The organism is Streptomyces sp. NBC_00224, assembly GCF_041435195.1.
GTDB lineage: Bacteria > Actinomycetota > Actinomycetes > Streptomycetales > Streptomycetaceae > Streptomyces.
The window spans coordinates 3,451,785-3,464,580 of the sequence record NZ_CP108106.1 but is presented as its reverse complement, the minus strand read 5'-3'; the positions used below and the strand labels follow the sequence as shown (position 1 = coordinate 3,464,580).

The following is a 12,796-nucleotide window of genomic DNA, read 5'->3' as shown; positions in this document are numbered from 1 at the left end:
CGGGCTCGGCGTGACCGGGCTCGGCGTGACCCGGGCCCACGCAACCCGGCCCCCCCGGACCCGGCGCGGCGCAGCCTCATTGGATCGCATCCCTTGGCATCCCTCGGCATCCCTTGATGCCCCTTGATGTCCCTCGGGTACCGCCATGGTCGCCCGTCCGGTGTAACCCGGGGTAGCAATTCGGGCCTCTCTGGACAGTGTTGCCCAACACATCACATGGGCCCCGTTTGCCACGAACGGGTCAACAGTGATCGAATGCATCTTCGTCAAGGGCCGCAAGTCCTGCCGTGACGAGGATGTCCTGGCCGCGCGTGGTCCGGAAGTTCCTTCTCGCACGGGGGTATGTGCACCGTGTTCAGCCGCTGGCCCGGCAGCCGTTCGACCGACTCTTCCCGTACGGCCCGCGCGGCCCGTACGGCCCGGAGCGGCCCTCTCGCGGCGGTCGCCGTTCCACCGACGGCCGGGGTGCTCAACTGCCGGGTCCTGGACCCGGTCAGCGAGCCGGTCCGGCAGGCCGAGTTCGTGGTCAGCGACAGTGCGGGCCGCAAGGTCCTCGCGGGGGAGACCGATCCGTACGGCAGCGTCATGGCGACGGTGCCGGCGGGGGAGTACCGGCTGGCGGTGACGGCGGAGGGGTACACGCCGTTCCACAGCAACGCCGTGGTGGCGGAGAGCACGCTCGCCGGGCTCGGTGACGTAAAGCTCCAGCTCGCACAGCCGCCCGCGCTTCCCGAGCCGGGCGAGTGGGAGCTCGACCCGATGCACTCCCAGATCGGCTTCACCGCACGACACATCGGGCTGGCGCGGATCCACGGGCGGTTCAACACGTTCGCCGGTGCCATCCGGATCGGGGAGCGCATGGAGGAGTCCGCGATGCACGTCGTCATCGATGCGGCGTCCATCGACACCGGGGTCCGGATGCGCGACGACCATCTGCGGTCGGGGGACTTCCTGGATGTGGAGCGCTGCCCGACGCTGGAGTTCTACAGCGACCGGTTCGTGCACCGGGGCGGCAGCCGCTGGGCGATCATCGGCGGGCTGACGCTGCACGGGGTGAGCCGTACGGTCACGCTCGACACGCAGTACCTCGGCCTCGGTACGGGGCTGGAGGGCGAGACGCGGGCGGCCTGCCGGGTGACGACGGAGCTGCACCGGGAGGACTTCACGCTGACGTGGCAGACCATGCTGGCGCGCGGCATCGCGGCGATCGGGTCGTCGATCTCCATCGACATGGACATTCAGGTCGTGCCCAAGACGGGGTGAGCCGCAGGTCGTGCCCGAGGTGGGTGGGCCTCGGTCGTACTCGCGGGGCTCGGACCACGATCCCCCGGGCTGGACCACGGCTCGTCTGGACCAGACAGCTGCGCCTCCGGCCCAGACCACGGCTCCTCCGGGCCGGGCTACGGGGCCTCCAGCCAGCCCTCGTACTCCTCCGCGAGTTCGTGCAGTGCCGCCGGGTCGAGGCGGTGGTGCGGGTCCTCGACCACGACCAGCCATTGGGCGTCCTCGGCGTCGTCCTCGCCGGCCAGGGCGTCGCGTACGAGCTGAGGCTCTTCGGCCAGGCCGAAGCGGGCGGGGAGTTCCTCGGCCACCTCGTCGGCGGCGTCGCGGTCGGGCAGCACCAGTACGTGTCGGGTCACATCGCTCACCTGGACATTCTCCGGTATGGGGAGGGGTGAGGTGGAACGGCGGCCTGGGACCACCAGGGGCGCTTTCCGTGGGGGCGCTGTCAGTGGCGCGTGGGATGCTGGACGGCGATGGCCACCAGGAAGAATTCCACCGACGATCCGCTCGCTCCCCTCACGCTCGCCGTGGGCCAGGAGGACCTGCTGCTCGACCGCGCCGTGCAGCAGGTGGTGGCGGCCGCACGGGCCGCCGACGCCGACACCGATGTGCGCGACCTCGCCTCCGACCAGCTCCAGCCCGGCACGCTGGCCGAGCTGACCAGCCCTTCGCTGTTCGCCGAGCGCAAGGTCGTGGTCGTACGGAACGCGCACGATCTGTCGGCGGACACGATCAAGGACGTGAAGGCGTATCTCGATGCGCCCGCCGAGGAGATCACGCTCGTGCTGCTGCACGCGGGCGGCGCCAAGGGCAAGGGGCTGCTCGACGCTGCGCGCAAGGCCGGGGCGCGGGAGGTGGCGTGCCCCAAGACGACGAAGCCGGCGGAGCGGCTGACGTTCGTGCGGTCGGAGTTCCGGGCGTTGGGGCGTTCGGCCACGCCCGAGGCGTGCCAGGCGCTGGTCGACTCGATCGGCAGCGATCTGCGGGAGCTCGCCTCGGCGGCGTCGCAGCTGTGCGCGGACGTGGAGGGGACGATCGACGAGGCGGTCGTCGGGCGCTACTACACCGGGCGGGCGGAGGCTTCGAGCTTCACGGTCGCGGACCGGGCGGTGGAGGGCCGGGCGGCGGAGGCGCTGGAGGCACTGCGGTGGTCGCTGTCCACCGGGGTGGCGCCGGTGCTGATCACCAGTGCGCTGGCTCAGGGGGTGCGGGCGATCGGGAAGCTGTCGTCGGCCCGGGGTGGGCGGCCCGCCGATCTCGCTCGGGAGCTGGGGATGCCGCCGTGGAAGATCGACCGGGTGCGGCAGCAGATGCGGGGGTGGACGCCGGACGGTGTCGCTTTCGCCCTGCGGGCTGTGGCTGAGGCGGATGCGGGGGTGAAGGGCGGGGGGGACGATCCCGAGTACGCCCTGGAGAAGGCGGTTGTGGCTGTGGCTCGGGCTGCGCGGGCTCGAGGGTGAGGGGTTTTGCCCCACCCCGCCCCTTCGCCTAAACCCTCCGGGGGTGGGTGGGGGTAGAGGTGGGTTTCCCGGGGGCTGCGCCCCCGGACCCCGTTTGCGGGGGCTCCGCCCCCTGCACCCCTGGCGGGGCCTGCGGCCCCTGCACCCCGGCTGCCGAGGCTGCGCCCCCGGACCCCTGCACCCTGGCTGCCGAGGCTGCGCCCCCCGGACCCCTGCACCCTGGCTGCCGAGGCTGCGCCCCCCGGACCCCTGCACCCCGGTTACCGGGCCTGTGCCCCCGGACCCCCAGCGGGGTGGTGTGGGTGGGAGGGGAGGGCCCCCGGGGCTGCGCCCCAGACCCCAGCGGGGCTGCGCCCCTGCACCCCCTCGCGGGGCCTGCGGCCCCTGCGCCCCGCCTCGGGGCTGTGCCTCAAACCCCCTGCACCCCCTCGCGGGCTCCGCTCCCACTCCCCCCAACACACAAAAAACCCCGCCCCCGCCCAGCCGGACGGAAACGGGGTCTTGCTCAAACTGTTCAGCTGCTCAGCTGTTCGAGCTATTCAGCTGTTCAAGCTGTTCGCCGCACCCGCGTGGCGAACGCAGGCCGCGTGCGGCGGTGGTGCAGGTACCGGGAGGGAGCGGAAGAGAGGGCCCGCTGGGTCCCTGCCGGTGGTCTATCAAGTGGTCAGCCGAGGAGACTGGCCAGGCGAGCGGCCCGGGGGCCGGTCACTTGGTCAGGCAGCCTTGAGAGCGACAACCTTGTGGGCCAGCGCCGACTTCTTGTTGGCGGCGGCGTTCTTGTGGATGACGCCCTTGCTGACGGCCTTGTCCAGCTTCTTGGAGGCGGCGCGGACAGCCGTGTCGGCCGCCTCGACGTCGCCGGCCAGGACAGCCTCGCGGGCCTTGCGGATCGCGGTCTTGACCTCGGACTTGACGGCCTTGTTACGCAGGCGCGCCTTCTCGTTGGTCTTGTTCCGCTTGATCTGGGACTTGATGTTCGCCACGAAAGAGCCTTTTCAGGTTCGATGTATCAGATGGTTGTGGCACTCGTCGGCTGAGAGGGCAGACGAGGCACAGCTGCCCAGGTTACCAGCCGTCCAGCTGGCGGCCCAAACCGAGCGCAGTCCCGTTCCCATGGGACGATGGGGGCTACGTATCGATCCGACATCGCCCGAGACGAGACGCCCCGCGTCTCAAGAATCAGGACCCTGCGTGCCCGCGACGCCTCACAACGTGCCCGAGCCGAGCCGTACCGCCCCGGCTCTGATCCGCAATTTCTGCATCATCGCGCACATCGACCACGGCAAGTCGACCCTTGCCGACCGGATGCTCCAGCTGACCGGTGTGGTCGATCAGCGGCAGATGCGCGCCCAGTACCTCGACCGTATGGACATCGAGCGTGAGCGTGGCATCACGATCAAGTCTCAGGCCGTGCGTTTGCCCTGGGCTCCCAGCGAGGGAGCCGACCAGGGTAAGACGCACATCCTGAACATGATCGACACCCCGGGGCACGTGGACTTCACGTACGAGGTGTCGCGGTCGCTCGCCGCCTGCGAGGGGACCGTTCTCCTCGTCGATGCCGCTCAGGGCATCGAGGCGCAGACCCTGGCGAACCTCTACCTCGCCATGGAGAACGACCTCACCATCGTTCCCGTGCTCAACAAGATCGACCTTCCCGCCGCGCAGCCCGAGAAGTTCGCCGAGGAGCTGGCCAACCTCATCGGGTGCCAGCCCGAGGACGTGCTGAAGGTCTCCGCCAAGACCGGTGTCGGCGTGGACGCGCTGCTCAACCGTGTGGTGCGCGACGTGCCCGCGCCCGTCGGCGTGGCCGACGCGCCCGCCCGCGCGATGATCTTCGACTCGGTCTACGACTCGTACCGGGGCGTCGTCACGTACGTCCGTGTCATCGACGGTCAGCTCAACAAGCGCGAGCGGATCCGGATGATGTCCACCGGCGCCACCCACGAGCTCCTGGAGATCGGGACGAACTCGCCGGAGATGCTGCCCGCCGACGGGCTTGGTGTCGGCGAGGTCGGTTACCTCATCACCGGTGTGAAGGACGTTCGTCAGTCCAAGGTCGGTGACACCATCACCTCCCTGCACAACGGCGCCACCGAGGCGCTCGGCGGATACAAGGACCCGAAGCCGATGGTCTTCTCGGGTCTGTATCCGCTCGACGGGTCGGACTACCCGGACCTGCGCGAGGCCCTCGACAAGCTGCAGCTGAACGACGCCGCGCTGGTGTACGAGCCGGAGACCTCCGCCGCGCTCGGCTTCGGCTTCCGCGTCGGCTTCCTCGGGCTGCTGCACCTCGACGTCATCCGCGAGCGGCTGGAGCGCGAGTTCGGGCTCGACCTGATCGCCACCGCGCCGAACGTGGTCTACCGGGTCGTCCTGGAGGACGGCAAGGAAGTCACCGTCACCAATCCGAGTGAGTTCCCCGAGGGGAAGATCTCGGACGTGTACGAGCCGGTCGTGCGTGCCACGATCCTCGCGCCCAGCGAGTTCATCGGCTCGATCATGGAGCTCTGCCAGACCCGGCGCGGCACCCTGATCGGCATGGACTACCTCTCCGAGGACCGGGTCGAGATCCGGTACACGCTGCCGCTCGCGGAGATCGTCTTCGACTTCTTCGACCAGCTGAAGTCCAAGACCCGGGGCTACGCCTCGCTCGACTACGAGCCCACCGGCGAGCAGTCGGCCAGCCTCGTCAAGGTCGACATCCTGCTGCACGGCGACAAGGTCGACGCCTTCTCGGCCGTCACCCACAAGGACGCGGCGTACGCGTACGGTGTGCGGCTCGTCGCCAAGCTGCGCGAGCTCATTCCCCGGCAGGCCTTCGAGGTGCCGATCCAGGCCGCGATCGGCTCCCGGGTGATCGCCCGAGAGACCATCCGCGCCATCCGCAAGGACGTCCTCGCCAAGTGCTACGGCGGTGACATCTCCCGTAAGCGGAAGCTGCTGGAGAAGCAGAAGGAAGGCAAGAAGCGGATGAAGATGGTCGGTTCCGTGGAGGTTCCGCAGGAGGCCTTCATCGCGGTGCTGTCCAGCGACGAGTCTGCGAGCAAGAAGAAGTGACCGGCGAGTAGCCCCCTGCGCCACGACGGACCCCCGCTCTTCGGAGTGGGGGTCCGTTCGTTATGAAACCACCTTCCACTGCCCCTTACGCGGCAGGCGGGAGCGCTCTACTCTGATCACGGCCCGATGGTTACTCGCCAGTTAAACAAGAAGCAGCCGCAGCCCTGCCGCAGGCCAGCCCGGAGGACGTCGTGAGCGACACACAGACCTTGATCGAGAACCGGCCACCGTCCGTGGCGGCCCTCTTCGTCCAGCGGGTGGAGGCCACCCCGGACCTGGAGGCCTATCGCCATCCGGTCCCGGCCGCCGACGGCCAGGGCCTTGAGGAGTGGAAGTCGCTGAGCTGGGGGCAGGCCGCCGACCGGGTCTACGCGATCGCGGCCGGGCTCGCCGATCTGGGCGTCACCTCCGAGCAGCGCGTGGCGCTCTCCTCCTCCACCCGCATCGAGTGGATCCTCGCGGACCTCGGTGTGATGTGCGCGGGCGGCGCGACCACCACCATTTACCCGCAGACCAACGCCGAGGAGTCGGCGTACATCCTGGGCGACTCCGAGAGCCGGGTGCTCTTCGCGGAGAACGCGGCCCAGCTGGCGAAGGCGCGCGAGCGCCGCGCCGAGCTGCCGGACCTCCAGCACGTCGTGGTCTTCGACGCGGCGGGCGCCGAGCCGGTCGAGGGCGACCCCGAGGGCTGGGTGCTCACCCTCGCCGAGCTGGAGGCGCGCGGCGCCGCGTATCTGGAGAAGAACCCGGACGCGGTCAAGGAGCGGATCGCGGCCATCACCTCCGACCAGCTGGCCACGCTGATCTACACCTCGGGCACGACCGGCCGCCCCAAGGGCGTGCGGCTGCCGCAGGACAACTGGTCGTACATGGCGAAGGCCATCGCGGCGACCGGGCTGATCAGCGGCGACGACGTGCAGTACCTCTGGCTGCCGCTCGCGCACGTCTTCGGCAAGGTGCTGACCTCCGGGCAGATCGAGGTCGGTCATGTGACGGCCGTCGACGGCCGGGTCGACAAGATCATCACGAATCTGCCGATCGTCCAGCCCACGTACATGGCGTCGGTGCCCCGGATCTTCGAGAAGGTCTACAACGGGGTCGCCGCCAAGGCGCGGGAGGCCGGCGGCGCCAAGTACAAGATCTTCCAGTGGGCGGCCGAGGTGGCCCGCGAGTACGCGAAGACCACCCAGGACAACTTCCGGCGCACCGGCAAGGCCTCGGCGCCCTTCGGCCTCGCCGCCAAGCACAAGGTCGCGGACGCGCTGGTGTACGCGAAGATCCGCGAGGCGTTCGGCGGCCGGCTGCGCGCCGCCGTGTCCGGCTCGGCCGCGCTCTCCCCCGAGATCGGCTTCTTCTTCTCCGGCGCCGGGATCCACATCCTGGAGGGGTACGGGCTCACCGAGACCAGCGCCGCCTCCTTCGTGAACCCGGGCGAGGCCTACCGCACGGGCACGGTCGGCAAGCCGCTGCCCGGCCTTGAGGTGCGCATCGCCGACGACGGCGAGATCCTGCTGCGCGGCCCCGGCATCATGGAGGGCTACCACAAGCTGCCCGAGAAGACGGCTGAAGTCCTGGAGTCCGACGGGTGGTTCCACACCGGGGACATCGGCGAGCTGTCGCCCGACGGCTATCTGCGGATCACCGACCGCAAGAAGGACCTGATCAAGACGTCCGGCGGCAAGTACATCGCGCCGGCCGAGGTCGAGGGCCAGTTCAAGGCGGTCTGCCCGTTCGTCTCCAACATCCTGGTGCTCGGCGCCGACCGGAACTTCTGCACCGCGCTGATCGCCCTCGACGAGCCCGCGATCCTGGGCTGGGCCAAGGACCACGGGGTCAGCGGCTCGTACGCCGAGGTGGTCGCCCACCAGGAGACGGTGGCGCTGATCGAGGGCTATGTGAAGCGCCTCAACGAGGGCCTGCAGCGCTGGCAGACCATCAAGCAGTTCCGGCTGCTGCCGCGCGACCTCGATGTGGAGCACGGCGAGCTGACACCCAGCCTCAAGCTGAAGCGCCCGGTCGTGGAGCGCCAGTACAAGGAGCTGATCGAGGACATGTACTCGGGGTCCAAGGAGGCGTAGCCGGTACGGTCCGGGGCGCGGGAGAGGTCGACCGCGCCCCCTGGGGGGCGCGGGGAACTGCGCGACCAGCCACCGACAACCCGCAGTCGAATCACCGCGCTCCCAGCGAAGCGCTCAGACCCGCCCGCTCCTCATGTCCCGGATGATCTCCTCCAGGGCCGTCAGCTGGTGGTGCAGGTCGCCCGACTCGGCCAGGCCGGCGCGCATCAGCTCCGCCTCGATCGTCGCCAGCCGCTGCGCGATCTCGCCGAGCTGCTTCTGCTCGCGCGTCAGCAGCCGCTCCAGCTGGCGGGTCTTGCGGTGCAGCTCCAGGAACACGCTCACCTTGGCGCGCAGCACCCAGGGGTCGAACGGTTTGGTGAGGAAGTCCGCCGCGCCCGTGGCGTACCCCCTGAACGCATAGCCGCTGTCGCTGTCCGTGCCGGTCAGGAAGATGATCGGCACGTCCTTCGTCTGGTCGAGCCGCTTGATGTTGCTCGCGGTCTCGAAGCCGTCCATGCCCGGCATCCGTACGTCGAGCAGCACCACCGCGAACGTCTGCCGCAGCAGTGCCTTCATCGCCTCCTCGCCCGAACGCGCCCGTACCAGCGGCTCGTTGAGCGAGCCCAGCACGGCCTCCAGCGCGATCAGGTTGTCCTCCATGTCGTCGACCAGGAGGATGCTCGCCCGGTCGCAGGGCGGTGCCGCTGTGCTCATCGTGTCGCCTTACGTGGTCGGAGGAGCGGCGGCAGGTTCACCGGTGCCGCTCGACTGCTCCGGTACGGACGCGCTCCCCGGTCCCGGGCGCTCGCCCTCCGGGTCGAGCAGGGCGCAGATCACGGTGAGCAGCCGGTCCACGTCGACGGGCTTGGGCACGTATTCGTTGGCGCCCTGGGCGATCGACTTCTCGCGGTCGCCCGGCATCGCCTTCGCGGTGAGGGCGACGATGGGCAGATCGGTCCACAGCGGGCTGCGGCGGATGGCCTCGATCGTCTCGTACCCGTCCATTTCCGGCATCATGATGTCCATCAGGATCAGCTCGACCTCTGGGTTGCGCTCCAGGGTCTCGATGCCCTCGCGGCCGTTCTCCGCGTACAGCACGGGCATTCCGACGCGGCCGAGCACATGGGTGAGCGCGAAGACGTTGCGGATGTCGTCGTCGACGATCAACACCCGCCGCCCCGGCAGCACTTGGCCGGCGCGGCCCTGCTTCCACTCCTCCAGCTTGGTGGTGGTCGGCCAGTCGTCGTACTGGTCGGGCAGCAGCATGGGCTCGGAGGAGAGCGGCTCGGCCGGGTCGGCGGCGAGCTCCGGGGGCTCGTCGAGGTCGCCCATCACATGGCCGGGGTGGAGCGTCGGCACGTACAGGGTGAAGGTGGAGCCGCTGCCCGGCTCGCTCTCGGCGACGATCCGGCCGCCGAGCAGGCCCGCGATCTCGCGGCTGATGGACAGGCCGAGGCCGGTGCCGCCGTACTTGCGGTTGGTCGTCCCGTCGGCCTGCTGGAACGCCTCGAAGATCACCGGGAGTTTCTCCGGCGCGATACCGATTCCGGTGTCGGTGACCGCGAAGGCGATCAGATCGTCCGTGCCGCCCAGCACCCCCTCGTCCGGGTCCTTGATCCGGGTGACGCGGAGCTCGACGCGGCCGGAGGAGGTGAACTTGATCGCGTTGGAGAGGAGGTTGCGCAGGATCTGCTGGAGCCGCTGCTCGTCCGAGAACATCTCGCGCGGCACGTCCTCGCCCACCGCGACCTCGAAGGCGAGGCCCCGGTCGAGGGTGATCGGGCGGAAGGTGGCGTGGACGTAGTCGAGCACCTTGATGAGCGGCAGCCTCTTGGGCCGTACGTCCATCCGGCCGGCCTCGATCTTCGACAGGTCCAGGATGTCGTTGATCAGCTGGAGCAGGTCGGAGCCGGAGCGGTGGATCGTGGTGGCGAACTGGACCTCCTGGTCGGAGAGGTGGTCGTCCGGGTTGTCGGAGAGCAGCCGGGCCAGGATGAGCAGCGAGTTGAGCGGGGTGCGCAGCTCGTGCGACATGTTCGCCAGGAACTCCGACTTGTACTGGGAGCTGGTCGCGAGCAGCGCGGCCTTCTCCTCCAGCTCGGCGTTGGAGCGCTGCAGCTCGGCCTGCTGGCGCTGGAGTTCGTCGGAGCGCTCCTGGAGCTGGATGGCGAGCCGCTGGGACTCGCTGAGCAGCGATTCCGTACGGGAGTTGGCGATGATGGTGTTGATCGCGACGCCGATGGTGTTCACGAACTGGTCGAAGAACGCCAGGTGGACGTCGGAGAAGCGGGAGAACGAGGCCAGTTCGATCACGCCGAGGAGCTTGTCCTCGAAGAGGATCGGGATGATCACAACACTGGCCGGGGGCGCCTCGCCGAGCCCCGAGCTGATCTTGATGTAGTCGGGCGGCGCCTCCGCGAACAGGATCCGCTTCTTCTCCAGGGCCGCCTGGCGGACCAGTCCGTGGCCCGGCATGCCGGTGGTGTCGACGGTCGCGCCCTGCGCCGAGCCGTACCCCGCGATGAAGGCGAGCCCCTTGGTCGTCGACGTCGTACGGGACGGGGTGCCCTCGTTGTCCGGGTCGGCCAGGAAGAACGCGCCGTACTGCGCGTTCACCAGCGGCGTCAGCTCGCGCAGGATCAGGTCGGCGACCTCCATCAGATCGCGGTGGCCCTGCATCAGAGCGGCCAGCCGGGCCAGGTTGGACTCCAGCCAGTCCTTGGCGCGGGTGGTCTCGCGGAGGTTGGACACCATCAGGTTGATGTTGTCCTTGAGATCGGTGACCTCGCCCCTGGTCTCCACGGTGATCGAGCGGGACATGTCGCCCTGGGCCACCGCCGAGGCCACCTCCGCGATCGCGCGGACCTGGGTGGTGAGGTTGAGCGCGAGCTCGTTGACGTTGGTGGTCAGGCGCTTCCACGTGCCGTACACGCCCTCGACCCGGGCCTGGCCGCCCAGCTGGCCCTCCGAGCCGACCTCGCGGGCGACCCGGGTGACCTCGGAGGAGAACGAGGAGAGCGTGTCGACCATGGTGTTGATGGTGGTCTTCAGCTCCAGGATCTCGCCGCGCGCGTCCACGTCGATCTTCTTGGAGAGGTCGCCCTGGGCCACCGCGGTCGCCACCTGGGCGATGTTGCGGACCTGCGAAGTCAGGTTGTCCGCCATGTAGTTGACGTTGTCGGTGAGGTCCTTCCAGACCCCCGAGACGCCGAGGACCTGGGCGCGCCCGCCGAGCCGCCCGTCCGTGCCGACCTCGCGAGCGACGCGGGTCACCTCGTCCGCGAACGCGCGCAGCTGCTCCACCATCGTGTTGACGGTGTCCTTGAGCTCCAGGATCTCGCCGCGTGCGTCGACGGTGATCTTCTTGGAGAGGTCGCCGTTGGCGACGGCCGTCGTCACCTGGGCGATGTTGCGGACCTGGGAAGTGAGGTTCGACGCCATGAAGTTGACGTTGTCCGTGAGGTCCTTCCAGACCCCGGACACCCCGCGGACCTGCGCCTGGCCGCCGAGGTTGCCTTCCGTGCCGACCTCGCGGGCGACGCGGGTCACCTCGTCGGCGAAGGCGGAGAGCTGGTCGACCATGGTGTTGATGGTCGACTTGAGTTCGAGGATCTCGCCCTTCGCCTCGACCGTGATCTTCTTGCCGAGGTCGCCCTGGGCCACCGCCGTCGAGACGAGCGCGATGTTGCGGACCTGGGAGGTCAGGTTGTCCGCCATGAAGTTGACGTTCTCGGTGAGGTCCTTCCAGACCCCGGAGACGCCCCGGACCTGGGCGCGCCCGCCCAGATTGCCCTCGGTGCCGACCTCGCGGGCGACGCGGGTCACCTCGTCGGCGAAGGCGGAGAGCTGGTCGACCATGGTGTTGATGGTCGACTTGAGCTCCAGGATCTCGCCCTGGGCGTCCACGGTGATCTTCTGGGAGAGGTCGCCGTTGGCGACGGCCGTCGTCACCTGGGCGATGTTGCGGACCTGGGAAGTGAGGTTCGACGCCATGAAGTTGACGTTGTCCGTGAGGTCCTTCCAGACTCCGGAGACGCCCCGGACCTGGGCGCGCCCGCCCAGCTGACCCTCGGTGCCGACCTCGCGGGCCACCCTGGTGACCTCGTCGGCGAAGGCGGAGAGCTGGTCGACCATCGTGTTCACGGTGAGCTTCAGTTCGAGCAGCTCGCCGGTCGCCTCGACCGTCACCGTACGGGTCAGATCGCCCCGCGCCACCGCCGTGGTCACCGCGGCGATGTCGCGGACCTGGGCGGTCAGCCGGGAGGCCATGGTGTTGACGGCCTCGGTCACGTCACGCCAACTGCCGCTCAGACCCTGCACCTTGGCGCGGCCGCCCAGCCGTCCCTCGGTGCCGACCTCGCGGGCGACCCGGGTCACCTCGCCGGTGAAGAGGGAGAGCTGGTCCACCATCTTGTTGACGGCCCGGCCGAGCCGGCGCAGATCGCCGCGCAACTGGCGGTTCCCGTCGTGGAGATCGACCCGCTGGGTCAGATCGCCGCCCGCCACCGCGTCCAGGACACGCGTGGCGTTCGCCGCCGGTACGACCAGGGCGTCGATCAGCGTGTTCGCGCTGGTCACCCCGGCCTGCCAGGCGCCCTGTCCGGGGCTGGCGGCCAGCCGCTCGTCGAGGCGCCCGTGGCGGACGACCTCGCGGCGCACCCGCAGCAACTCGTCGGTGAGGTGCTGGTTGCGCACGGCGACCTGGTTGAAGACCGCCGCCAGCTCGGCGGGTATGCCCTCGTAGGTCTCCTGGAGCCGGACCCCGAAGTCGCCGTCGCGCAGCGCGGTCATCGCGGCCAGCAGCGGGCGTAACTCCAGTGCGCGGATCCAGTCTCCGCCCCCGGAAGGCACGGCACTGTCTCTGTTCATCTCGGCCCACTTCGGTGACTCGGCGCTTATGGGCCCGCTCAGTCTGTCACTCTGTCGGTGTCATGA

Annotated in this window: 8 protein-coding genes; 4 read left to right on the top strand and 4 right to left on the bottom strand. The window is 69.4% G+C overall.

Going from position 1 to position 12,796, the window contains the following annotated elements; translation table 11 throughout:
- Positions 1-351: 351 nt before the first annotated feature.
- Positions 352-1,263, top strand: a complete 912-nt coding sequence (locus OG965_RS15550) for a YceI family protein (protein ID WP_371652671.1) — start codon at positions 352-354, stop codon at positions 1,261-1,263.
- A 137-nt stretch (positions 1,264-1,400) separates the two neighbouring features.
- On the opposite strand, the gene OG965_RS15545 is transcribed toward OG965_RS15550, so the two are convergent.
- Positions 1,401-1,649, bottom strand: a complete 249-nt coding sequence (locus OG965_RS15545; RefSeq protein WP_371652670.1) for a hypothetical protein — start codon at positions 1,647-1,649, stop codon at positions 1,401-1,403.
- Positions 1,650-1,757: 108 nt separating this feature from the next.
- Between OG965_RS15545 and holA the strand changes: the two genes are divergently transcribed.
- Positions 1,758-2,744 (top strand): DNA polymerase III subunit delta, encoded by a 987-nt coding sequence (gene holA / locus OG965_RS15540; RefSeq protein ID WP_371652669.1) that lies wholly within the window; start codon positions 1,758-1,760, stop codon positions 2,742-2,744.
- Positions 2,745-3,457: 713 nt separating this feature from the next.
- Here the strand turns inward: holA and rpsT are convergent.
- The gene (gene rpsT / locus OG965_RS15535) at positions 3,458-3,727 is read right to left on the bottom strand and encodes a 30S ribosomal protein S20 (protein ID WP_371652668.1); all 270 of its coding nucleotides are present in this window, start codon (positions 3,725-3,727) and stop codon (positions 3,458-3,460) included.
- 208 nt (positions 3,728-3,935) lie between these two features.
- Between rpsT and lepA the strand changes: the two genes are divergently transcribed.
- Both lepA and OG965_RS15525 read left to right on the top strand, forming a co-directional pair.
- Positions 3,936-5,801 (top strand): translation elongation factor 4, encoded by a 1,866-nt coding sequence (lepA, locus tag OG965_RS15530; protein WP_371652667.1) that lies wholly within the window; start codon positions 3,936-3,938, stop codon positions 5,799-5,801.
- 191 nt (positions 5,802-5,992) lie between these two features.
- Complete coding sequence (locus OG965_RS15525) at positions 5,993-7,879, top strand: long-chain fatty acid--CoA ligase (RefSeq protein ID WP_371652666.1); 1,887 nt, start codon at positions 5,993-5,995, stop codon at positions 7,877-7,879.
- A gap of 114 nt (positions 7,880-7,993) precedes the next feature.
- On the opposite strand, the gene OG965_RS15520 is transcribed toward OG965_RS15525, so the two are convergent.
- Entirely contained in the window at positions 7,994-8,575 is a 582-nt protein-coding gene (locus OG965_RS15520) for a two-component system response regulator (RefSeq protein ID WP_371652665.1), read from the bottom strand.
- A 9-nt stretch (positions 8,576-8,584) separates the two neighbouring features.
- Positions 8,585-12,652 carry a HAMP domain-containing protein gene (locus OG965_RS15515; RefSeq protein ID WP_371656948.1) on the bottom strand — a complete coding sequence of 1,356 codons (4,068 nt, stop codon included), beginning with the start codon at positions 12,650-12,652 and terminating at the stop codon, positions 8,585-8,587.
- Between the last annotated feature and the right edge of the window lie 144 nt (positions 12,653-12,796).

Bases quoted from the DNA above. Each gene is read 5' to 3' on its own strand.
- holA (WP_371652669.1), top strand. From the start codon at position 1,758: ATGGCCACCAGGAAGAATTCCACCGACGATCCGCTCGCTCCCCTCACG.
- OG965_RS15520 (WP_371652665.1), bottom strand. From the start codon at position 8,575: ATGAGCACAGCGGCACCGCCCTGCGACCGGGCGAGCATCCTCCTGGTC.
- OG965_RS15515 (WP_371656948.1), bottom strand. From the start codon at position 12,652: ATGACCGCGCTGCGCGACGGCGACTTCGGGGTCCGGCTCCAGGAGACC.